The organism is Lacticaseibacillus thailandensis DSM 22698 = JCM 13996 (assembly GCF_001436135.1).
Taxonomy (GTDB): Bacteria; Bacillota; Bacilli; order Lactobacillales; family Lactobacillaceae; genus Lacticaseibacillus; species Lacticaseibacillus thailandensis.
Window position 1 is genome coordinate 20191 of the sequence record NZ_AYZK01000007.1, and the last position, 20867, is coordinate 41057.

General features: G+C 55.2%; 21 protein-coding genes. 12 read left to right on the forward strand and 9 right to left on the reverse strand.

What is annotated here, in order from left to right; genetic code table 11:
• Positions 1 to 25 precede the first annotated feature (25 nt).
• From FD19_RS08240 to FD19_RS08280, 9 genes are all read left to right on the forward strand, one after another.
• Positions 26 to 769 (forward strand): nitroreductase family protein, encoded by a 744-nt coding sequence (locus FD19_RS08240; protein ID WP_056969718.1) that lies wholly within the window; start codon positions 26 to 28, stop codon positions 767 to 769.
• A 175-nt stretch (positions 770 to 944) separates the two neighbouring features.
• The gene (locus tag FD19_RS08245; protein ID WP_082383896.1) at positions 945 to 1634 is read left to right on the forward strand and encodes a response regulator transcription factor; all 690 of its coding nucleotides are present in this window, start codon (positions 945 to 947) and stop codon (positions 1632 to 1634) included.
• Complete coding sequence (locus tag FD19_RS08250; RefSeq protein ID WP_054750760.1) at positions 1631 to 3031, forward strand: sensor histidine kinase; 1401 nt, start codon at positions 1631 to 1633, stop codon at positions 3029 to 3031. The genes FD19_RS08245 and FD19_RS08250 overlap by 4 nt, the downstream gene beginning before the upstream one ends.
• 249 nt (positions 3032 to 3280) lie before the next feature.
• A complete protein-coding gene (locus tag FD19_RS08255) occupies positions 3281 to 3436 on the forward strand; it encodes a teichoic acid D-Ala incorporation-associated protein DltX (protein ID WP_235804150.1) in 156 nt (51 codons plus the stop codon).
• Between the two features lie 49 nt (positions 3437 to 3485).
• Positions 3486 to 5000 carry a D-alanine--poly(phosphoribitol) ligase subunit DltA gene (gene dltA / locus FD19_RS08260; RefSeq protein ID WP_056969723.1) on the forward strand — a complete coding sequence of 505 codons (1515 nt, stop codon included), beginning with the start codon at positions 3486 to 3488 and terminating at the stop codon, positions 4998 to 5000.
• Positions 4997 to 6223, forward strand: a complete 1227-nt coding sequence (dltB, locus tag FD19_RS08265; protein ID WP_056969725.1) for a D-alanyl-lipoteichoic acid biosynthesis protein DltB — start codon at positions 4997 to 4999, stop codon at positions 6221 to 6223. Before dltA ends, dltB begins: the two co-directional genes overlap by 4 nt.
• A gap of 6 nt (positions 6224 to 6229) precedes the next feature.
• A complete protein-coding gene (dltC, locus tag FD19_RS08270) occupies positions 6230 to 6466 on the forward strand; it encodes a D-alanine--poly(phosphoribitol) ligase subunit DltC (protein WP_054750759.1) in 237 nt (78 codons plus the stop codon).
• Complete coding sequence (dltD, locus tag FD19_RS08275) at positions 6463 to 7743, forward strand: D-alanyl-lipoteichoic acid biosynthesis protein DltD (protein WP_056969727.1); 1281 nt, start codon at positions 6463 to 6465, stop codon at positions 7741 to 7743. The genes dltC and dltD overlap by 4 nt, the downstream gene beginning before the upstream one ends.
• Positions 7730 to 8893 (forward strand): serine hydrolase domain-containing protein, encoded by a 1164-nt coding sequence (locus tag FD19_RS08280; protein WP_056969729.1) that lies wholly within the window; start codon positions 7730 to 7732, stop codon positions 8891 to 8893. The genes dltD and FD19_RS08280 overlap by 14 nt, the downstream gene beginning before the upstream one ends.
• Positions 8894 to 9019: 126 nt before the next feature.
• Here FD19_RS08280 and FD19_RS08285 read toward each other — a convergent pair whose 3' ends face one another.
• The 5 genes from FD19_RS08285 to lexA form a co-directional block, all read right to left on the reverse strand.
• A complete protein-coding gene (locus FD19_RS08285; RefSeq protein WP_054750756.1) occupies positions 9020 to 9829 on the reverse strand; it encodes an ABC transporter ATP-binding protein in 810 nt (269 codons plus the stop codon).
• 1 nt (position 9830) lies between these two features.
• Positions 9831 to 10736, reverse strand: a complete 906-nt coding sequence (locus tag FD19_RS08290; RefSeq protein ID WP_056969753.1) for an ABC transporter permease — start codon at positions 10734 to 10736, stop codon at positions 9831 to 9833.
• A gap of 46 nt (positions 10737 to 10782) precedes the next feature.
• Entirely contained in the window at positions 10783 to 11748 is a 966-nt protein-coding gene (locus FD19_RS08295) for an ABC transporter substrate-binding protein (RefSeq protein WP_056969732.1), read from the reverse strand.
• 381 nt (positions 11749 to 12129) lie between these two features.
• Positions 12130 to 13098, reverse strand: coding sequence for an ABC transporter substrate-binding protein (locus tag FD19_RS08300; protein ID WP_054750755.1), 969 nt, complete (start codon positions 13096 to 13098; stop codon positions 12130 to 12132).
• A gap of 416 nt (positions 13099 to 13514) precedes the next feature.
• Positions 13515 to 14141, reverse strand: a complete 627-nt coding sequence (gene lexA / locus FD19_RS08305; RefSeq protein ID WP_054750754.1) for a transcriptional repressor LexA — start codon at positions 14139 to 14141, stop codon at positions 13515 to 13517.
• 286 nt (positions 14142 to 14427) lie between these two features.
• On the opposite strand from lexA, the gene FD19_RS08310 reads away from it, so the two are divergent.
• Complete coding sequence (locus tag FD19_RS08310; RefSeq protein ID WP_054750753.1) at positions 14428 to 14898, forward strand: hypothetical protein; 471 nt, start codon at positions 14428 to 14430, stop codon at positions 14896 to 14898.
• Positions 14899 to 14952: 54 nt separating this feature from the next.
• Here the strand turns inward: FD19_RS08310 and FD19_RS08315 are convergent, their stop codons facing one another.
• The 4 genes from FD19_RS08315 to FD19_RS08330 form a co-directional block, all read right to left on the reverse strand.
• The gene (locus FD19_RS08315; RefSeq protein ID WP_054750752.1) at positions 14953 to 15894 is read right to left on the reverse strand and encodes an AEC family transporter; all 942 of its coding nucleotides are present in this window, start codon (positions 15892 to 15894) and stop codon (positions 14953 to 14955) included.
• 18 nt (positions 15895 to 15912) lie between these two features.
• Positions 15913 to 16467, reverse strand: a complete 555-nt coding sequence (locus FD19_RS08320; protein WP_082383895.1) for a 5-formyltetrahydrofolate cyclo-ligase — start codon at positions 16465 to 16467, stop codon at positions 15913 to 15915.
• Positions 16464 to 16832, reverse strand: coding sequence for a DUF488 domain-containing protein (locus tag FD19_RS08325; RefSeq protein ID WP_054750751.1), 369 nt, complete (start codon positions 16830 to 16832; stop codon positions 16464 to 16466). The genes FD19_RS08320 and FD19_RS08325 overlap by 4 nt, the downstream gene beginning before the upstream one ends.
• Before the next feature lie 220 nt (positions 16833 to 17052).
• Positions 17053 to 17931, reverse strand: coding sequence for a LysR family transcriptional regulator (locus FD19_RS08330; RefSeq protein ID WP_056969733.1), 879 nt, complete (start codon positions 17929 to 17931; stop codon positions 17053 to 17055).
• Between the two features lie 128 nt (positions 17932 to 18059).
• On the opposite strand from FD19_RS08330, the gene FD19_RS08335 reads away from it, so the two are divergent.
• Positions 18060 to 19733, forward strand: coding sequence for a malolactic enzyme (locus tag FD19_RS08335; RefSeq protein WP_268872339.1), 1674 nt, complete (start codon positions 18060 to 18062; stop codon positions 19731 to 19733).
• A 94-nt stretch (positions 19734 to 19827) separates the two neighbouring features.
• Positions 19828 to 20811 (forward strand): AEC family transporter, encoded by a 984-nt coding sequence (locus FD19_RS08340; RefSeq protein WP_056969738.1) that lies wholly within the window; start codon positions 19828 to 19830, stop codon positions 20809 to 20811.
• The last annotated feature ends 56 nt before the right edge of the window (positions 20812 to 20867 follow it).

Consider the following 20867-nt stretch of genomic DNA (forward strand, 5'->3'; position numbering starts at 1 on the left):
TCTATAGAAAGAGAGTGAGTTAATCATGCTAAAAATCGATGATGCCGCTTTGCAACACCGCTCCATTCGGCAGTTTGCGGACGTGGCCCTGACTGAGGAGCAATTGCAGACTCTGGAGGCGGTGGCCCAAGCCACGGCGACCAGCAAGTTCATGCAACAATTCAGCTTGATCCGGGTGACCGACCCGCAACTGCAGCACGCAATCGCGCAGGTCACAACCTACCAGTACGTGGAGGGCCCGGGCCAACTCTACATCTTTGTGTTGGACCAAGCCCGGAACGTGCGCTTGGTGCAAAGCGCCCATGGGGATCTGCACCAGCTGACCAACTGGGATGCCTTGCTTGGTGGCGTGTTTGACGCGACCCTGGCCGCCCAGAACGTGGTCGCTGCGGCTGAGCGTAGCGGTTTGGGGACCGTCTACCTGGGGAGCGTCCTGAACGATCCCCAGCGAATGATCGACCTGTTACACCTGCTGCGCTACACCTTCCCGTTACTGGGACTAAAAGTCGGGGTGCCAGCCGCAACGCCCGGGCTCAAACCCCGGTGGCCACGGACAGCCGTGGTGGGCATTAATGCCTACCCGCAGGCGGATACGAGCGTGTTACGTGACTATGATAACACTATCAAAAAGTACTACGCCGCCCGGGCGACTAACGCGAAGGACAACACGTACACCCAGTACATGCAGCATCACTTGGTCGACAGTCTGCACCATCGCGACGAGATTGGCACCATTTTACGGGCCCAGGGCTTTGAGTTGCCGCAGTAGGTTGCCCAAGCTAATAGTTACGGTGCTTAGCTATGCATTGCCCCCAGCAAAACTAAAATTTAGGTTGAGAATACCTGGTTCCACCTCCGGGATGATGAGTTTGGCCGTTGAAATCGTTATGATGAAACATGAAACAAAATACGGGCTAAATTGGTAGCTATCTGGGGGCACTAACTTGAAGAAGATTTTATTGGTGGATGATGAGGACAGCATGATCACCTTTTTGCGGCCTGAATTACAGTTTGAGGGGTACCAGGTGGTCGTTGCCACGGATGGCCTGGGTGCCTGGGACACCTTCAACGCGGATCGGTGCGGCATTGACCTGATTATTTTGGACTGGATGTTACCGGGGCTCGACGGCTTGGAGGTCATGCGCCGAATTCGCAAAGTTAGTGACGTGCCCATCATCATGATGACCGCCCGTGATTACGTGGGTGACCGCGTGGCCGGACTCGACAACGGTGCGGATGACTACATCACTAAGCCCTTTGAAATTGAGGAGTTACTGGCCCGCGTGCGGGTTATTTTGCGCCGGGAAGACCGCCAGGGGGTCAAGCAACAACTCCAGGTGGGTGCGCTCATGCTGGACGTGAAGTCACGCCAAGCCACGGTGGGTGCCGACACCGTGCAGTTGACCCAGCGTGAAGCCGCGTTACTGGCTGAGTTGATGCGCAAAGTAGGCGAGACCCTCACGCGTGACGAGTTATTGGATGAAGTGTGGGGACCCGAGTTTACCGGTCAGGTGAACATCGTGGACGTGTACATTCGTTACCTGCGCACCAAGTTAAAGGAGTTTGCGGGCATCCCCCGCATCCAGACGATTCGCGGTGTGGGTTACACGTTGCCCAGTGAGGTGACCCGATGAGGTTACATGCGCGGCCCACGACCAGTTCCGGTCGGATGGCGCGCGCCTACGCGACCTTACTAGTGTTGCTAATGGTTATTGTCGGGGTGGCGACAATCTCAATCGTGGGTCTGAACATTGTGCGCAGTCGCTACGAGAACACCGCCAACACCATGACGGCGTTGAAGCGCTCCTTTGCCGCCGACGATAAGCCGGACTGGGACTACTGGACGCGCACCAGTTCACTCAATACCAGCATGACTTTTGTGCGGGTGCGCGCGTACCGTGGCAATAAACATGTACGGACGTTCTATTCCCGCCACGCCCGGCGCTTTTTGCGGGATGACTGGCGTAGTGCGCGCTTACTGAAGAACATTAATATTCGGTACCAAAGCAAAGTGGGGGTCTACTACCGGGCGTCATCGTGGAGCCATCGGGACAAGGAGCACGTCCACTACGAAATCTGGGTGAGCCTGAACAACGTGTTGCGACTGTTTCGGACCATCTTTTTGACCATTGTGGGAATCACCATTTTGGGCTTGGTTCTGGGAATTCCCGTCATTTACATTTTGGCGCGGCGCCTCAACCAACCGCTACTGGATTTGACCACGGCGGCTCAGAATATCGTCAACACTGACCAACCGAATTATCAGGAAACGCTGCCGGTGCCGGACGCCCCTGATGAAGTGCATAACCTGAGCCTGGAGTTCAACCGCCTGTTACGGTCACTCAACCAACAAGTATTGCGGAACCGGCAGTTTGTCTCGGACGCTTCGCACGAATTACGGACGCCCATCGCGGGTATTCGCGGACACGTGGCGCTGATTCGGCGCCATGGGCGGGACCACCCGGAGATCATTCCCGATTCACTCGTCGCCATTGACGATGAGTCGTTGAAGATGCAACACTTAATTGTGAGCTTGTTGCAACTGTCGCGGATGGACCAGGCGGAATTGGCACGCACGGCGGTTGATTTGTGTCCGTTGGTGCAGAAGGTGGTGGCGCAACTACAAGCCCAGGTTAGTCAGACTATTAATGTGCAGTTGCCCCTGCGTGCCGTGGCGTGTGCGAATGCCGATAGCGTGGAACAGATATTGTCCGCATTGGTGATGAACGCGCAGAAATATTCCCCGGAGCGTAGCACCATTACGGTTGGTTTGGCCGTAGTGGCTGCCAGAGTCATGCTCACGGTGAGCGACCACGGCATCGGCATTCCGGCTAACGAAAAGCCCAAGGTGTTTGACCGCTTCTACCGGGTGGATTCCTCGCGCTCCAAGCAAGTGGCGGGCACCGGACTGGGGTTGGCCATTGTGCAGCGGTTGGTGGAACTGAATGGTGGTCAGGTGACCATTGCAGATAATTTGCCGCGTGGAACGCGCTTTGTGGTGACGTTACCGGGCGCACAGGCATCAAATTAACCAAATAAATGGGGCCGGTCATGGCCAGCATTATTGCTGATCATGATCGGCCCCTTTTGCGTGGTTGCGTAAGGTGTGGGAGTGTTTGGGGCTCGCCACTCACGGTGGTTACCGTAACCGCTATCTGAGAATTTCTCAGCTTAATTTCAGGGTTTGTTGATAGCAGGCATTCCGCTTCACCCCTACACTGGGAGCTAAGTTGGGTGCCTGCTTGCTTGTAGAACGCACATGGCAGGCACCAAAAGGAGGGTGACGACAACGCAACGTATTCGGCAGTGGTTGGCCCGACCAACCGTGGCCTTCATTGCCCGCACGGTGCTGTACTTTATCATCATGCTGTTGCTAGTGTACTTGTACAGCTACCGCGGGGTGAACAATAGCCACTTCATTTATAACGAGTTTTAGCCTGCTGACGGGGATGCAGCGTCAGGAGGAGAATGCAAAGGAGCTTTTTATGACTAACATTGTTGCAACTATCGACCAAGTGGCCACGCAGTACCCACACCGGATTGCCTATGACAATCTGGGCCAAATTAATACCTACGGCGAATTGAAACAATATAGCGACGCCCTGGCGGACTACATCATGGCCCGCCAGTTGCCGGCTCACGCACCGATTATGGTGTATTGCGACCAGAGTTTTCTCAGCATCGCGACCTTCCTGGGGTGTGTTAAAGCGGGGCACGCCTACATCCCCGTGGACACCCATTCGCCTAACGACCGGTTAACCATGATCAACACGATTGCACAGCCCGCATTGGTGCTAGCGGTCGCGGACCTCCCCATCACCCTGCCGACGCCGACCGTGAGTGCGGTGGCCCTCAAACTAATTCTGAACACGCGGGCAGCGTCGATTACGCCCCAGTACGTGACGGGGGATGACACTTTCTACATCATCTTTACGTCGGGTACGACCGGTCAGCCCAAAGGGGTGCAGATTAGCCACGACAACCTACGTAGTTTTACCGACTGGATGGCCGGTTTTGGTCTGCCGGACACGCCCATCAGCTTGGCGCAGGCTCCATATTCGTTCGACCTATCCGTGATGGACCTGTACCCGACCTTGCTGGCTGGAGGTACCGTGCGGGTGTTACCACGGGAAACAACAGAAAACCTCAAGGATTTGTTCACGGCACTGCCGCAGGTGCCCGTCAACGTCTGGGTCTCCACACCGTCCTTCATGGAAATTTGCCTGATGGAACCTAGCTTTGACGCGGCACATTACCCGGACCTCACCCACGTGTTCTTCTGCGGTGAGGAGTTGACCCACCAAACGGCGGCCAAACTGTTGGACCGCTTTCCGGACGTGCACCTCTTTAACACCTACGGCCCGACGGAGGCTACGGTGGCGGTGTCAGCCATCGAGATTACGCCGGCGGTCCTGGCACGGTACGAGCGACTGCCCATTGGTTACGCCAAGGCCGACACCGAGATCAGCTTGGTACCAGGCACGGAACACGAAGTAAACGGTGAAACTGAAGGCGAACTACTGATTACCGGCCCCAGTGTGGCCCGAGGGTACATTAATCGGCCGGATAAAACCGCGGCCGTCTTTGCTCCACATCACGGCCAGCAGTCGTACCGGACGGGGGACCTTGGTTCAATCGATGCGGACGGTTTAGTCTTCTACCGGGGCCGCACCGACTTCCAGATCAAGCTGAACGGCTACCGCATCGAATTGGAAGAAGTGAACCACTACCTCAACCAGGTGCCATGGATTGAACACGGAGTGGCGGTGCCGCAGTACGACCGGAACCACAAAGTGCGCCAGTTGCTGGCCTACGTTGTGGTGAACGACCAGCAATTTGATAGCCATATTAGCGCCACTAAGGCCAGCAAGGAATACTTGGGAGCTCGCATGATGAGCTATATGTTGCCGCAGCGGTTCGTTTACCGGGATGCGTTGCCCATGACCACCAACGGGAAGGTGGCCATCAAACAACTGATTAGCGAGGCGAACGCCTCATGATCAACATCCAACCCTACGCTAACCCGATGTACTTTGTGTGGCTGGTCGTGGCCCTATTACCACTAATGGTGGGCTTGTACTACGGACGACGCCTGCAAATTTACGAAGCTATCATGAGCGCGGCGGTGTTGGTACTGGTCTTTGGTGGCAGTAAGTGGCATCAAGGCGTGGCGTTGGTGGTCTACCTGCTCTGGCAAGTGCTACTGGTGCGCGTGTATGGGGCCTACCGGCAGCGCAACAATGCCACCTGGGTGTTTGTCGGGACCGTACTGCTCAGCATCATCCCGTTGGTGCTGGTCAAACTCACGCCGGCCATTAGCGGTGGCCATAACTCCTGGTGGGGGTTCTTAGGGGTCAGTTACCTGTCGTTCAAAGCCGTGCAGGTGATCATGGAATTACGGGATGGCACCATCAAGGTGATGCCCACCTGGGATTTTGTACGGTTTCTGCTGTTCTTTCCGACGGTGTCGTCGGGACCGATTGACCGGTTTCGCCGGTTTCAACACGATTACACGCAAGCCCCTAGTCGGGATGATTACCTGACGCTGGTGGGCCAGGGTGTTCACCGACTGTTCCTAGGGTTGTTATACAAGTTTGTGTTGGGCTACCTGTGTGGCACGGTGCTGCTGCCCATCGTCGCCCATGCCGCGTTATTACACCGGGGGATGGTCTGGGGCCTCGGCCTGTCCTGGCCCCTAGTGGGGTATATGTACGTGTACAGCATGTACTTATTCTTTGACTTTGCCGGCTACAGTTTGTTTGCGGTGGGGGTCAGCAACTTGATGGGGATCAACACCCCCATGAACTTCAACCAGCCGTTCCGGGCGCTCAACATTAAGGACTTCTGGAATCGCTGGCACATGACGCTGTCCTTTTGGTTCCGCGACTTTATTTTTATGCGCACGACGTTTTTCATCATGAAGCACAAGTTGGTCCGGCAACGGGTCCACGTCTCGCAGGTGGCCTACTTGGTCAACTTCTTGATCATGGGGTTCTGGCACGGCGTGACCTGGTACTACATTGTGTACGGGCTCTTCCACGCCGGCGCCATTATCATCAACGATATCTGGTTGCGATTTAAGAAACGGCACCGGCAGCAGGTGCCGCATAATCGGTGGACGCGCGCGCTGGCCGTGGTGGTGATGTTCCACGTCGTTTGTTTAAGCTTTTTAATTTTTTCGGGATTTCTAAATACATTGTGGTTTACACACGAAATGAGGTAATGATTGATGGATGTAAAAGCAACGGTTTTGGCAATATTACAAGATTTAACGGGTGAAGACGTGAGCGGGGACATGAACGTCAATTTATTCGCGACCGCGTTGATGGATTCAATGGATACGGTGCAGTTGGTGCTGGAACTGACCAACCAGTTGGGGGTCAACATCCCCGTGTCGGAGTTTGACCGGTCGCAGTGGGACACGCCCCAGAAAATTGTTGACCAGGTCGAGGCCAAGTTACAATGAGTACCCGGCGACGCTTGTGGCAAATACTCGGCCCGGTCCTGATTGCCGGGATTCTCCTCGCCGGTGGGTTAATGGTGCCGTGGCATTATGGCCGTCTCAGTGACAGCACGGTCGACCGCGCGGCCGTGTCCATGTCGCCCGATGTGTTCCTGGGCGCACGGATCAAGCAGCAGGCGGTCCGCAGTGGGTACGTGCCCTTTATGGGTTCCTCGGAGTTATCGCGGATGGATCCATTACATCCATCCGTACTGGCGACAAAGTACCACCGTTCCTACCGCCCGCTGTTGATGGGCGCCCCGGGGACGCAGTCACTAACACAATTTTTGAGTAGCCAGACGCTGTTAAGCAGCCGCGCCCCACGCAAAGTGGTCTTCATCATCTCCCCCCAGTGGTTTACGCCTAAGGGGCAAACGGCGGCCGCCTTTGATTTCTATTATTCACCGTTGGACACCATTGTGTGGTTACAGCATGCCCACAACACGGTGGCTAACCGGTATGCGGCGCGTCGGCTACTGAGTATGCCGTCCGGTCGTAGCGGTGGGGTGGTTACGGGGGCGTTGCTACACATCGCGACCGGTCAAAAATTGACGACTAAGCAACGACGACTATTAGCTCTGCGGCGTGCGATTCTGACGAACGAGGATGCCCTTTTTTCCCGTTTCCAATTGCGGGACAACCTGCCGCGCATTACGCGGGCGGCCCGCCAGTTACCGGCGCGTGACCAAGCGACTGTGTTGGCGCGGCGGGCGGATGCCCTTGGGCGCAAAGGTACCCGGGGCAACGCGTTGGGCATCGACCAGCATTTCTTCCGGCAACGGCTTGGTCACGGCGAGTTAGCCAAGTTGCGTGGTAGTCAGCGCGACTTTGATTACCGGCAATCACCCGAATACAGTGACCTCCAGCTCGTCCTGCAACAATTTGCGCAGCACCACACGCAGGTTCTCTTCATTATTCCGCCAGTCAACGGCCGTTGGGCACAGTACACCGGGTTATCGGCGGCGATGATGCAACAGACGGTCGGCAAGATCAAGTACCAGCTGGGGACCCAGGGGTTCACGCACATCCTCGATCTTAGTCGGGATGGCCACCAGCGCTACTTTATGCAGGACACAATCCACTTGGGGTGGCGGGGTTGGCTCCGGGTCGATGGGGCGGTGAAACCATTTCTGACGAAACATCAGGCACCAGACCAGTACCACTTGGATAACCGCTTCTACACGCGGACCTGGCAGCAGACGCTTCACCCAATGGAGGCAGGTAAACATGGGCAACGATAAACGGTGGTTTGTGGTGCCGTGGGGCGTCATTGTGGTGCTACTACTGGTAGACGGCACGTTACTGTTGCGGCCACAACTGCACCACACGCCGGCAACGCGCGTGACGCGGACCTCAGCAACGGGTACTGATCACCTTTACGATGAGGAGCAATCGGCGGCGGTCAACCGCCTCCTGGCCGCCAAATTGGCGCCGGTGCCGTTTTCGGGCACGGCCATCGTGGTGCAAGATCACCACGTGGTGGGACAGTACAGTCACGGGATGGCCGACGCAGCCCACGGGTTGAAGAATAGCCCCAACGTGAGTTACGAAATTGATTCGGTGCAAAAAAGCCTCACCGCAGCGCTGGTCATGCGCGCCATCCAGACAGGGCGGCTGAGTTTTAACAGCCACCTGAGCGACTTTTATCCCCAGGTGCCGGGAAGCCAACAGGTGACCATTCGCGAAATGATGGACATGACGTCCGGCCTGGTTGGTCCCGCCATGCCCGCCGCGACGGCCAAACCGTTGAGTGACGCCGCCGTAATCCAGCGCGCGATTCAATCCATCCAGTTTAAGCCCGCGCAACACGGTCGGTGGTCGTATCAGCAAGTGAACTTCACGTTACTAGCAGGTATCGTGGCTCGGGTCATGCACCAAAGTTACGCGAACGTCCTGCTCCAAACGCTGGCCCGGCCGTTACGACTGCATGGGACCCACATGGCTTACGCGACCGCCACCGGGCAAAAGAGTGCCCAGGGCTACGTGGCCAGTACGCCTGAACGTTACCAGCACCCGTTTGTGGTGTCCGCCGCGGCGGCCCACAACGAGCTCGGTACCGGCCAGGTATTTATGACCCCGGGTGACTTGTACCGTGTGGAAAGTAGCTTGTTGGATGGACGGTTGCTCAATGCCGCTGAGGCGAACGCCCTGTACGGGCCGCGGGACACCGTGCAGTATAGTGGTGGCTATTACCACGCGGGGATGGATTTGCTGTATGCAAACGGCTGGGGTTACGGCTACGAAACTTTTGTCCGTATCACGCCAGACGGCAAGAACGCGGTCATCGTGATGAGCAACACCCTGGTTCCATATAACCGCCTTAAGGGGGCTATTGACGGGGTGGTGCAGTGGTGGCTAGTCCAGCACCACGATTTGGATACGATTCGCTAACCGTTGACGCCGGTGCACTATCTTTGTGTATACGCGTTACGGATATGCAAAACGGGCGTGCTCCAATCACCCGTACATTGACGGTGATTGGGGGCACGCCCGTTGATGTTGGTATAGTGTTGGTAACTAGCTCAACAGCACGGCGTCATCCGTGAGTTCGGTACCACTTTGCTGTTTGAACAGTTCGAGCAGGTCGGGCACGGTGAGCCCGGCCTTTTCGTCGCCCTGAATGTCCACCACGATCCGTCCGTGGTCCAACATGACTAACCGGTTGCCGTACTTAAGGGCGTCGGCCATGTTGTGGGTGATCATCAGGGTGGTGAGGTGCTGTTCCTGCACAATTTTATCGGTCAGTTCCATGACGGTTGCGCTCGTCTGGGGGTCCAGCGCGGCGGTATGTTCGTCCAGCAACAGGAGTGATGGCTGCAGGATGGTGGCCATCAGGAGGGTCACCGCTTGGCGTTGCCCGCCAGACAGCAACCCAATCTCGGCGCTGAGGCGGTCTTCCAATCCCAGGCCGAGGCTAGCAAGCTTGTCGCGGAACATTTGGCGCTCGTTGTGCTTTACGCCGCGGCTCCAAAAGTTGCGCCAGCTACCGCGCTTCAGGGCGAGGGAGAGGTTTTCCTCGACCGTCAGGAGGGTAGCGGTACCCTGTTTAGGATCCTGGAACACCCGGCTGATCAGTTTGGCGCGCTTGTTGACGCTCTGGTAGGTGACGTCCTGGCCGTCGATCTTCACCTGCCCGTGGTTCACGGGTAGGGAGCCAGCCACGCTGTTGAGGAGCGTGGACTTACCCGCCCCGTTGCCCCCGATGATGGCCACAAAGTCGCCCTGGTTGAGCGTAAGGTTGATGTCCTTGAGTGCGTGGTTTTCGTTGGGCGTGCCCTTCTCAAAGTACTGGTGTAGGTGCTTGACCTCTAACACTGGTTTGCTCATGTTAGTCATCCTCCTTCATGGACTTGGTATTCTTCCGGCGCTGCTGCACCTGGCCGACTTTCTTCTGAATCAGTGGCAGGGACAGGAACAACGTTAACATCAGCGCGTAGAATAAGCGCAGAGCGTTGGCATCCACCCCAAGTTCCAGCACGATGGCAATGATGAGCCGGTAGATAATGGCTCCCACGATGATGGTGAGCAGGCGTTGGCCAAAGCTGATGTTGTGCAGCAGGATCTCCGCGATGATGATCCCAGCCAACGCGATGACGATGGTCCCAATCCCCATGGAGACGTCGGCGTACCCGTTGGTCTGCGCCATCAGTGACCCGGATAGGGCGATGAGGCCGTTGCTGATCATGTAGACGATGATCTTCATCGCATCGGCGTTGATTCCGTTAGCGGCGGACATGTCCTCGTTGTTCCCAACGGCGCGGGCCGCTAAGCCCATTTCGGTGTTAAAGAATGCCACCAGGACGATGATGACGATGGCGATGATGACGCCACCCACCACGATGGTGGTGGTGGTGCTGTCACCAATGCTGATTATATTAAAGACGGTCTTCATGGTCCCGGTCAGCGGTACGTTCGCCATGCCCATAACGAACAGGTTCACAGAGTACAAACCGGTCATGGTCAGGATCCCAGATAGTAGGTCGGGGATGTGTAACTTGGTGGTCATGATACCCGAAACCCAGCCGGCGAGTGCGCCGCCAGCTGCGCCCATCAACGTGGCCGCGATGGGGCCAGTGCCCTGAGTGATGGCGTGGGCGGTGATGGCAGCGCCTAACGGGAAGCTACCTTCGGCCGTCATGTCGGCGATGTCGAGGATGCGGAAGGTGAGGTAGACCCCAATTGCCATGATAGCCCACAGGAACCCTTGGGCCACACTTGATGTCAGAATATCGATGTCCATAATTGTTAACCTCTCTAGTGGTGCGCGTGGTAGGAATGGTTTACTTCAACGTTGATGCTTTGACTTTGAATAGACGCATACGCTTGGCGTCGGTGACGAGTTGGGTGTGCGCTGGGTTCTCCACGGCGAGTTGCTTGACCGACTTGCCCTTGATGATCTTGATGGCCATCTTAGCGGTTTGGCGTCCGAGCTGTTTGTAGCTGATCCCGCGGGTCGCCACACCGGCCTTCTTGATCATCGTGGCGTCGGCGGTAACCACGGGCACCTTAGCGGCCTCCGTGACCTTGCCAATCGTGGTCATGGCCGCAGCACAGACGTTGTCCGTCGGAATGTAGATGGCGTCAGCCTGCTTGGCCAACGCGCCGGCAGTTTGCTGCACGTCGTTGGTGGTGGCAACGGTCTTTTCAACCGGGGTCAGACCCAGTGACTTGATGACCCGCTTAGCCGTCTTGATTTGGACGACTGAGTTTTCCTCGGCCGCGTTGTAGAGCAAGCCGATTTTCTTGGCCTTGGGGAACATCTTGTGGAGTAGCTCAATTTGAGCTTTGGTGTTGACCTTGTCGGTGACCCCAGTAGCGTTGGTGTCGGGATGCTTGAGGTTGGTGACCAAGCCCGCGGACTTAGGGTCGGTCACGGCCGTGAAGAGCATGGGCGTCTTATTGTCCTGCTTTTGTAAAGCCTGTGCGGCGGGGGTGGCAATGGCCAGATTCAAATCATTTTTGTCTTTTTGCAGTTGCTGACTCATGGTCTTTAAGTTACTTTGGTCGCCCTGCGCGTTCACGTAGTCGAGTTTCAGGTTCTTACCACTCTTGTAGCCTTCTTTGGCGAGCTCCTGTTCAAAACCTTTGCGGGCGTCATCGAGGGCGCTTTGGCTGACTAATTGCAGGACCCCAATTTTGACGGTCTTACTACTACTGGTGCTGCTACTACTCTTGCCGCAGGCGGCTAGTAAGGTGACGGCGGTTAAAGTGGCGGCGATGGCGATAATCTGTTTAAACTTCTTCATGTTGATTTCCTCCCGGGAAAATAAAATGACCGGTCACGTGGGGGCAATACGTCCACGTGGCCGGCCTGTTATCTCTTCCGGAAGATAGAAAAACGCCACGTGTTCGAATTGCTTCGATCCATGTTGCGGTTGTAGGCATTATTAATTGCTACGGCCATCATGGATACAAACCAGCTGGTTTGCATCCATGATGCAAACCGCTATCTGTAATAGCCGTAGTAATACGCGTTGTTCAAGTTGTTACGTCGAATGTTAGACATAAGCGACACTCCTTGATAGCAGTTTTTATTACAGGGCTAAGAATATCCTCATTGTATTTTAAAGTCAACCGGTTTGGATAAATTTTTGTGGGTACCGGCCATCCCGGGGGAACGTCAGCCCTTATTTGATACGGCTGACAGGAATATTCAACTTTTTCATCATGTTGCGGTTAACGACCACGCTCACCTTAGCGGGAGCTTCAACTGCCAGTTGCTTTGGCTGCTGGCCCTTGATGGTCTTGAGGGCCATCCGGGCTGTTTGCCGACCCAGCTCCTTGTAGCTGATTCCGTTGGTGGCAGTACCGCCCGCCTGGACCATGGTGCTAGCGGCGGGAACGACGGGCGTCTTCGTGGCGGCAGAGACCTTACCCACGGTGGCCATGGCCGCGGCGACCGTGTTGTCGGCGGGTACGTAGATAGCGTCGACGTGCTTTGCGAGTACCTGGGTCGTTTGGGCGACGTCGTTGGTGGAAGCGACGGTCTTGGTGACTACGTGCATGCCCTGGGCCTTCAGTGCGGCCCGGGCCAGCTTAATCTGCATGACTGAGTTGGCCTCTGCAGCGTTATACAGTAGCCCCACCGTTTTGGCTTTGGGTACTAACCGCCGTAACAACTTGATCTGGCCGGCCACGTTCACCATGTCGGTGACGCCGGTTGCGTTTTTGTCCGGCTGCTTGAGATTAGTGGTTAAACCGGCCGACTTAGGATCGGTAATGGCGGTGAACAGTAAGGGTGTCTTGGTGTCGGCCTGTTGTAATGATTGTGCGGCCGAGGTCGCAATGGCCAGGTTCAACGTATTATCGTCTTTAGCTAGTCGCTGAGACATGGTTTTCAGGTTGCTTTGGTCACCTTGAGCGTTGAGGTAATCCAGCTTCAGGTTTTTACCTTGCTTGTACCCGTGTTTCGCCAACTCGGCGATAAAGCCTTTACGGGCGTCGTCGAGGGCGGTTTGGTTGATCTGTTGCAAGATGCCGATCTTCACGGTTTTAGTGGTGGTGTCGGCCTGCGCGGTCTTTTTACCGCACGCGGCCAGTAGGGTGATGGCTGCGACAGCGACGGTGGTGGTCATAATTTTAGCTAACTTCTTCATTGTTCATTCCTCCAGAAATTGTGTAGTGATAGGTGTCAAAAAAGCCAGCCACAGGATGAACTCTATCCGTGTGGCTGGCCATTAGTTTTTCCGGAAAAACAAAATCGCCACATGGATGAAAGATAATCCATGTGGCGAGTCAATGACGTGCTTAAGAACTTCGGCCTCATGGATGTGAACCAGGCGCGGTTCACATCCAACGTGTGAACCGCTATCCGAAAAAGCCGAAGAAAAAGTTATTCAGTTGTGTCTGCGCGCAGTGTTGCATAAGATGACCTCCTGAATGGGTAGCGGGAAAAAATTTGTTGCTCATAGAATATAACGTTCTACACAGCGTGTCAACATCTTTTTTTAATATTCACCTGGATATTTGCTCACAAAAAAAGCGGACCTGTCAGTCCGCCCGCGCGTAATCCTTATTCAAATTCGTCACGATAAAGTCCCACGACCAGGCCCAAAATGGTGATCGTGTCAAAATACATGTCACTCATGGTGTCGTTTTCGGGGTGCAAACGAATCCGCCCATCTTCGCGGTAGAAGCGCTTGACGGTAGCTTCGTCGTCTTCAGTCATCGCTACGACGACCTGACCGTTTTCGGCTTCACTTTGCTTGCGGACGATCAGTTTATCACCGTTCAAGATGCCCATTTTGATCATTGATTCACCTTGCACCCGCAACATGAAGAGTTCGTCCTCGTCATAGCTGAGTCCGGTAGGAACGGGGAAGTATTCTTCAATGTTCTGGGTAGCCGTGATGGGAACCCCAGCGGCAACTGTCCCGACAAGGGGAATGCCTTTTTCCGGAGCTACGCCAATATACTCGTACCCCGCGGGGGTCAATTCGAGGGTACGGGGTTTCGAGGGGTCCTTGGCAATTAACTGCGCTACCAGTAACTTTTGCAAGTAGGCGGCCACGGTGGACGAAGAACTGAGTCCAACAGCCTCACCAATTTCGCGGACGGTCGGCGGATAGCCACGGTTTGTAATCGAGTCGTTAATACTAGTGAGTATCTGTACCCACCGCTTCTTGGTCTGCTCAGCCATGATGATGTTTCCCCCTGTATGTTTCTTGTCTCCAAGATAGCATGACGAACACGTGTTTGCAAGCGGTATATCAACATTTTCGCCCAATTCCGGGTTTTATTTCCTAGGCGACTCAGTAAACCATTGGTTGGTGGTTCAAATCCGCAGCTGGTGGACGTGCAATTCCCAAGGAAACCGCATCTACAAGCAACGCAGTGACGTGCAGGGGGAAGTTTCGCCCTGGGTCGTCGAATCTGTTATCATAGTGGTAGGTAGTAACAGGTATTAGTAAAGGTGGTGTCGAAGTATGGAAATATTATTAACAGTTTTGGACGTGGTGCTCCTCGCCTGCGTGGGTTACAACGTTTACTGGCAATCACAGATCGAGGTGCACGCTAACTACGCTTACATGCAGATGTTCTGGGGCGTAGTGTTCGCCCTGCTGATTGCTTCTACGTACACCGCCAGCTGGGCATACGTCGTGTTCCTTGCTCTGTTCGTCCTCTTGAACGTCTCTGCGGGATACGGCGGTATCGCCAGCGACCGCGTTGTGGGTTACGGTATGTTCCAACGTGTGCTGCGGCTTTCCACATTAGCCGGTGTGACCATTTTGCCCGTGCAAACGGTGCGTGGTCGTCAACTTGTGATTGTGGTCTTTGCCTTCAATCCGCGTCGTTACGTACGGATGACCTTCCGGCAGCCGCTCGAAGCCCTCACCGTGAAGATCCGGCAGATGGTCCCCGATAACGTGCCCGTCGAAATTCAACAAGTTCAGTAACGGTTAACTAATAATGGCGTTCATCCGTGGAGGGTGAACGCCATTTTTGTCTGGTTAGTGAATGAGGGTCATGACGATGGGAATAGCCACCATCGCCAGCACCGTGGAACCAGCTACGCCCACCGCCGCAAACTCGCTGTCCGCGTCATAGAGCCGTGCCACCACGGGCGCATTGGTCATGACGGGCATGCATGACTGGATGATGAAGACGGTCTTCATTAACGCCGGCATGTCCGCCCCCGCCAGCAGAATCGACATAATCAGGGGCGCAAAGATGAAGCGTCCCAGCAGCACGCCCAGAAAGTCTTTGTCGAGGCGCAGCGCGTTACGAATACCAGACTGCTGGATGGTGATCCCGATGAAGAACATTGATCCCGGGACGGTCAGGTCCCCAACGTACTCCAAGTCGGCGGACAGAAAGTTGGGTAGCTGGATGTGGAGCATCACGATGATGATTCCGACGATAAAGCCCAGCAATGGTGGTGAGAAAATTTTACCCAACGCCCGTTTGAAGTCAAACTCCGCGTCGCCGGGTCCGTCGCGCTGGATCAAGTAGACGCCCACTGTCCAGAACACGGTGGTGTTAGCCATGTAGTAAACCAGGACGTACGGCACACTCCGGGCACCAAATAGCGCCATGTTTAACGGTAAGCCGATAAAGACCGTGTTGGAGTTCAGGAACATTGAACAAAACAGCCCGATGCGGCTACGGTCGACCCGCAGGAACAAAGCCACTATTGCGGACAGTACACCCAGAATTGCCATGGAAATTAGCGGGTAGCGCAGGTCCGGGAGTAACCGGATCAGTTCGCTGGCGGTGAATTTTTCGCTCACGGTGACCACCATGTACGCGGGCAGGGCGACTTGCGTAATGATTTTGGCAATAATTTTGCCACTTTGCGCACTCAGCCAGTGGCGGGCGGACAGCCAGTAGCCAACCGCGATTAAAATAATAATTTCAGCAACGCCAAAAACGCTTGAGAGAAATGCTTGCAATAATCTAGACCCCTTCGGTTAATGTTTTGTGGTGATAATGTGTTGCAATGGCACGTCGAAGGTGTCGCGTGGCCAGTCGTCTTCTGGTCGTATCTGTACGGACAGCGCCAGCGCCACCGTGGTTCCCACAAAGTGGGTCAGGAAGCGGTCATAATAGCCACCGCCAAACCCCAGGCGGGACCGTGACTGCTGGGTATAGGCCAATCCCGGAACAATCATCAGGTCGGGCTGGTTGTTCACCAGTGCCGGGTCGTAGGGGGGCTCGAGGATGCCAAATTTGCTGCGGACCAGCGCGTTCATCGTGGTGAACGGGAGGAAGGCTAACTGGCGGTGCGGCAACGTCCTGGGTACCAAGACGGATTTACCGGCCTGCTGCGCTGCGGCAATAACACCGCTAGTGTCAACTTCAAAGTCCCCACTAATGGTAGTCGCGATGGTGCGCGCACTACGCCACACTGGTAGCGTGGTGAGTTGCTGCCATAATGTCTTGGTTTCAGCTATCCGTTGCGCAAGGGGCATGACTCGCAGCGTCGCGATTTGTCGCTGGCGGGCGTCGCGTTTGGTGTAAGTCATGCGTGTACCCCGTGTGCCACAAGCCACTCGTTGAGCACCACGGCCTGGTTATTGGCCGTATCCTTGGCCCCAAACAGGAGAATCACGGGTGTGCCAGTAGCAAGTTGCTCATTAAGAGTATTAATGAACCCGTCTGTGGCTGGATTGGTGTCCAATTCGGCCATGTAACGGGTTGTGAATTCGGCAAACTTGGCCGGTTCGTGGTTGAACCACTTACGCAAGTCGTTGGTGGGCGCGATGTCCTTGGCCCAGAGGTCGAGGTGGGCGTCCACTTTTTTGATGCCCCGCGGCCACAGACGGTCAGTGAGGATGCGGAAGCCCGGTGTGCCCGGTCGTGTATAAATACGTTCCAGTTTAATTGTCATTTTAATCACCCGTTAATTACCCTACCGCCCGGTGTGGTAGAAGTAAAGCAAGCCCCTGATGGCATTGGCATTAGAATACCATAATAATATTGTTAGTGCACGCGCTAACGGTGGCCGCAAGCCATCACCAGTCGGCGGTATGTGCGAGTCGGAGAGGCGGCTTGCCGGTGTTGTTGAGGCAGGAGCTGTCGTCAAGGCCACCATCACGCGCCCACACCGGTTATTGTTGCTGAATCAGGGTGCTGATCACCTGGCGTTGCACCGGGGTGGTCAGTTGGTTTTGCCGGCGGACCAACGACACGGTGAACAGTGGTTGGTCGACATCGGTGAGGTGGATCAGCTGGAGGTTGTCTTCCGGGGTGATTGCGAGATCGGTCAGGAGGGCGATACCCACATCCTGGCGGACCATGTTTTTGATTAGGTTCACGTCGTCGCTCCGAAATACGATTCGTTGCCGTACGCCAGCGCTGTGGTTGAGCACGCGGAAGGCTTGTGCGTGTACGTACTGTTCGCCGAGTGCGACGAACGGTTCCCCGACCAGGTTGGCAAAAGTGGTACGCCCATCGCGGCCAATGTGGCGTTGGGGCGCGGCAATAATGGTAAACGGGCGGGCAAAGAGCTGCTCTACCTGCAGGTCTTTGGCTGCCAGGGGGCCGACGCTGCCGAGTAGGGCCATGTCCAGCTCACCCTCGCGCAGACGCTTGAGCAGGTTGCCCGATCCCCCCTCAACGGTGCGCAAGTGGTCCATGGTGCCCGTTTGGACCAGCGTGGGAATGAACTGCGGAAAGTAATAATTACCAATGATGGGTGGTAACCCCAAACGGACGGTGGTCTCTTGGAGGGCCTCGAGATCCTTTTGGGTTTGGGTCAGCTCGCTTAAAATGCTAAGCGCGTGTGTGGCTAGTTGCGCCCCGGCTTTGGTCACGGACAGCGTGTTGTGACTACGATCACGGTGGATCAGCTCGACCCCGTACTCCTCCTCGAGGCGTTTTAATGAGAGGGAAACGGTCGGTTGGCTCACATGAAAAAATTTGGCCACTGCGGAAAAATTTTTTAATTTCACTAGTTGTACAAAATATTCGAAGTCGCGTGTGTTCATTCAAAAGGCCGTCCTTTCAGGGGTTATCGCCGCTCATATAAAAACATTTTATCACGGCTGGATGGTTTGACTATAATTTTTTGCGTGCCGTATGCTGTTCCTCGTTAACAAATGACAACAAGCGTTCCATTAACCAACTAAACGAGGAGGAACCATTTATGACACTCACTGCACAGCAAATTATCAACAACCCCTTCCTGAACAAGGGTACGGCCTTTACTAAGGCAGAACGTGATCGTTACGGTTTGAACGGGGTGTTACCACCAGCCGTTCAGACGTTGGACCAGCAGGTAGCGCAGGCATACGCCCAGTATTCACAGAAGCCTTCCGCACTTGAAAAGCGGATCTTCCTGATGGATATCTTCAACCACAACCACGTATTGTTCTACGCGTTGTTTGGTCAGCACGTGGCCGAATTCATGCCAATCGTCTACGACCCAACGATTGCGGATACGATTGAAAACTATAGCGCCCTGTTCATTGACCCTCAGAACGCCACGTACTTGTCCATTGAGGACCAGGACCACATTGAGGACGCATTGAAGGCCAGTGCAGACGGCCGCGACATTCGCCTGATCGTGGTAACCGACGCTGAAGGAATTCTGGGTATTGGTGACTGGGGTACGCAGGGTGTCGACATCGCCGTTGGTAAGTTGATGGTGTACACCGCCGCGGCTGGGATTGACCCAAGCCAAGTACTGCCAGTTGTTCTTGACGCTGGTACGAACAACGAATCGTTGCTGAACGATGACCTCTACCTGGGTCTGCGGAAGCAGCGGGTGTACGGCGATGAGTACCACGCCTTCGTTGACAAGTTCGTGGACACGGCCCGGACGCTTTTCCCCAAGTTGTACCTGCACTTTGAAGACTTTGGCCGGAGCAACGCCGCTGACATTCTGGACCAGTACAAGGACCAGTTAACGACGTTTAACGATGATATCCAGGGTACTGGCATCATCGTGCTGGCTGGTATTCTCGGCGCCCTCAACATCTCAAAGCAAAAGATGACCGACCAGGTCTACATGAGCTTTGGTGCTGGGACGGCCGGTGCGGGTATTACGCAGCGAATCTACGAAGAATTCCTCCAGCAGGGAATGTCTGAGGACGAAGCCCGCAAGCACTTCTACCTGGTCGACAAGCAGGGGTTGCTTTTTGACGACATGGCTGACCTGACGCCACAGCAGCGGCCATTTGCACGTAGCCGCAGCGAATTTGCTAATGCCGATGAGCTGACTAGTCTGGCCGCCGCCGTCAAGGCCGTGCACCCGACGATTCTGGTTGGTACGAGTACCGTTCCGGGTACGTTTACTGAAGAAGTGGTGACGGAAATGGCCGCACACACTGACCGCCCAATCATCTTCCCGTTGAGCAACCCGACTAAGTTGGCGGAAGCCAAGGCGGAAGACTTGATCAAGTGGACTGATGGCCGTGCCCTAGTTGCCACCGGGATTCCGGCGGCTGACGTTGAGTACAAGGGTGTCACTTACGCTATTGGCCAGGCCAACAACGCGTTGGTTTACCCAGGTTTGGGTTTGGGCACCATTGCTGCGACCAGCAAGCTGCTGACTGACGGTATGATCTCGGCCGCCGCGCACAGTCTGGGTGGCATTGTCGACCCAGATCAGGCCGGTGCCGCTGTATTGCCACCAGTTAAGCAGCTAGCTAAGTTTAGCCAGACGGTGGCTAACGCCGTTGCCCAGGAAGCCCTGGATGAAGGCCTCAACGAGGACCCAATTACGGATGCTAAGCAAGCCGTTGCGGATGCCAAGTGGGAACCTGAATACAAGGAACTGAACATCTAACTACCGTTCAGGCCCCCGCTTTGCCGGAGGCCGCAGTAGGGTTACATTATCGTTAATAAGTCACGGCCACGCGCCGTGATTGAGGGAGGATTACATGACTGCATTAGCAACATCAATCCAAAGCGTCCTCACCATCCTGTTGATTATTGCCCTGGGCTACATGCTCCAGCGCAAGGGGTGGTTCCCGGATTCATTTGGTGGTACCGTATCAAACTTACTGATGAAGGTGGCACTGCCCGCCTCAATCTTCATTTCCGTTTTGGAACGACTGACGCTCGACAAACTAATTAGTTTGGCTAGTGGCCTGGTTTACGGCTTTATCGCCGTGGCTATTGGTTACTTGATTGCGTTTGCCCTGGTGAAGATTCTGCACGTGCGTGCGGGTCGGCGGGGGATGTTCATTAACATGTTCGTCAACGCCAACACGATCTTTATCGGTTTGCCCCTGAACTTGGCCCTCTTCGGGAACAAGTCCATGGCTTACTTCCTGATTTACTACGTGGTCAACACCGTGTCCACGTGGACGCTGGGTGCCTTCCTGATGGCTCAGGACGACCCAACTCGCGTCAAGGGGAGTGCCGAAAAGGGTAACTTCAACTGGAAGAAATTGCTGCCAGCACCGTTAGTCGGTTTCCTGGTTGCCCTCGTCTTCTTGTTGTTGCGGATCGACGTGCCGAACATCGGCTGGTTGAGCTTTGCAACCAACACGTTGGACTACGTTGGTAACTTGGTCACGCCACTGTCCCTGATTTACATTGGGATCGTGTTGGCCAAAGCCGGTTTGGGTAGCATTCACTTTGACCGTGACAGCATTTTTGCCTTGCTTGGTCGCTTTATCTTGGCCCCAGCCGTGATGTTTGCCATCATCATGATTGGTGGCGGCATGGTTGGCGGCATGCCAAGCATGGAGGCACAGACTTTGATCGTACAGGCTGCTGCACCTGGTCTGGCCGTACTCCCAATTTTAGCTGAGCAGGCCCACGGTGACGTTAAGTACGCCACAAACGTGGTTACGACCTCGACCGTTCTGTTTGTCATTGTCATTCCTATCCTGATGGTTCTCATTCAGGGTATCTAGAGAACAGTTAAATATAATTATTGATCCCACCCGCCACGCACGGGTGGGATTTTTGG